We start from the raw sequence: 1,778 nt of genomic DNA, 5'->3' as shown, positions 1-1,778 counted from the left end.
GGAGGTAATTAGAACTCTAAACCTGCAACTGTAGTGCTAGGCAAATTGGTCCGATACGCGGACGAGCAGCTTGCCGAAGTTGCGCCCTTCCAACAGCCCGATGATCCCTTCGGGAGCATTCCGAAGTCCGTCGATGATGTCCTCCCGATACTTCACCTTGCCGGTCCGCACCCATTCCGTCATCTCGGAATAGAAGGCGGGTCTTTGGTCGGCGAAGTCACGCTGGATGAAGCCGCGGATGGTGAGGCTCTTCGACAGGATGTCCCGCATGAGCCGCGGGAGTCTGTCCGGGCCGGGGAAGGGGCCCTTGCTATTGTACTGTGCGATCAGCCCACACACCGGAATGCGGGCGAATGGGTTGAGAAGCGGGAAGACGGCATCCCAGACTGCGCCGCCAACATTCTCGAAATAGACGTCGATCCCTTGCGGGCAGGCAGCCTGCAGGCGCTCGGGAAAGTCTGGATCACGATGATCAATCGCCTCATCGAAACCTAGTTCGTCACGTAGATAGGCGCACTTATCCAGTCCGCCGGCGATACCAATGGCGCGCGCGCCATTGATCCTTGCAATCTGTCCAACGGCTGAGCCCACGGGGCCGCTGGCTGCAGCCACTACCACCGTCTCGCCCGGCTTGGGCTGGCCGATGGTCAGAAGGCCGGAATAGGCGGTAAAGCCGGGCATGCCGAGGACGCCCAATGCGGTCGAGATGGGCGCGGCCTCCGGATCTAGCTTGCGTAGATGCGCTCCCTTCGCGAGCGCATAACTCTGCCACCCCGAATGGGACAGCACGATGTCGCCGGCCTTGTAGTCGGGATGGCGGCTCTCGATCACCTCCGCAACCGTTCCTCCCTCTATCACGGCGCCAATCTCGACGGGAGCGGCATAGGACTTCGCTGCATCCATGCGTCCGCGCATGTAGGGATCGAGGGAGAGAAAAAGCACCTTCAGCAGCACCTCGCCATCGGCCGGACTCGGCACGGGCTGCTCCTCGATGCGGAAATCGCTCGGGGTAGGGCGCCCGGCCGGGCGCGCCGCAAGGACGATGCGAGTGTTGAGGTGCTCGGACATTCAGGTTTTCCCTCGCTGCATTTCATTCTTGCGGAAGATTGATCCCGGCTCGAATGTATGGGCCACGCCGGAAGCATAGGCCCATCCGAGGGAGGTTGTCACATCCGTCTGGTCCGCCCGTCCGAGTTCCTGACCTCATCGATGATCTGCTTTGCCATGAAAGAGATGTTGGACGAAAACTCCATGGCGCGCCTCTTGTCCTCTGCGGCTATCTCAGGTCGCAGCGAATAGTCGACAAAGGCCCGGCCGAATGCCGTGATCTCCTCCTGCATAGCGCGTGCGGCAGCAAAGGTGTCGTCCTCGCGCACGAGGAGTTTCTTGGCAAGATAGACGACCATCCACTCGAGCCCGGCGCGGTCATTTTCGAGCGCTGCAATCCGTTTCTCCAGTTCGGCTGTCATGGGCATTCCCCTGCTTGCTGCTGCAATCCGTCTCATCCGGCGGAAGCCGGACATCATTCAGTGGCGAAACGGAATGATCAGCCGTGCGTGGTTAACGACCTCTTTACTCTCCTGAACGAACCTCAACGGCATGAATGGTGCAACACGAGATCGATAGAGCTGCGCATGAATCGAAATCCACCCGTCCCCACTTGGTTTCTGCTCGCACTGACAATGCTGTTCGCAGTGGGATCGGGTCTATTCATCGCATTCGTCTGAAGAGAGCGGTCCCCTTTGTTTCATGCAAAAAGCCCCCGAGGCTTTCGCTTC

The 1,778-nt window shown here is 59.7% G+C and carries 2 protein-coding genes; both read right to left on the bottom strand.

The window, feature by feature from the left end:
- Positions 1-36 precede the first annotated feature (36 nt).
- Complete coding sequence (locus LG661_RS24530) at positions 37-1,068, bottom strand: NADP-dependent oxidoreductase (RefSeq protein WP_230534614.1); 1,032 nt, start codon at positions 1,066-1,068, stop codon at positions 37-39.
- 98 nt (positions 1,069-1,166) lie between these two features.
- Positions 1,167-1,469, bottom strand: a complete 303-nt coding sequence (locus LG661_RS24525) for a hypothetical protein (RefSeq protein WP_230534613.1) — start codon at positions 1,467-1,469, stop codon at positions 1,167-1,169.
- Positions 1,470-1,778: the final 309 nt, after the last annotated feature.

The organism is Microvirga roseola, assembly GCF_020866965.1.
GTDB lineage: Bacteria > Pseudomonadota > Alphaproteobacteria > Rhizobiales > Beijerinckiaceae > Microvirga > Microvirga roseola.
This window is presented reverse-complemented; position numbering and strand designations above follow the sequence as displayed.

What these genes read in the sequence shown, in the direction of transcription:
- LG661_RS24530 (WP_230534614.1), bottom strand. Translation starts at nt 1,068, where the DNA reads ATGTCCGAGCACCTCAACACTCGCATCGTCCTTGCGGCGCGCCCGGCC.
- LG661_RS24525 (WP_230534613.1), bottom strand. Translation starts at nt 1,469, where the DNA reads ATGACAGCCGAACTGGAGAAACGGATTGCAGCGCTCGAAAATGACCGC.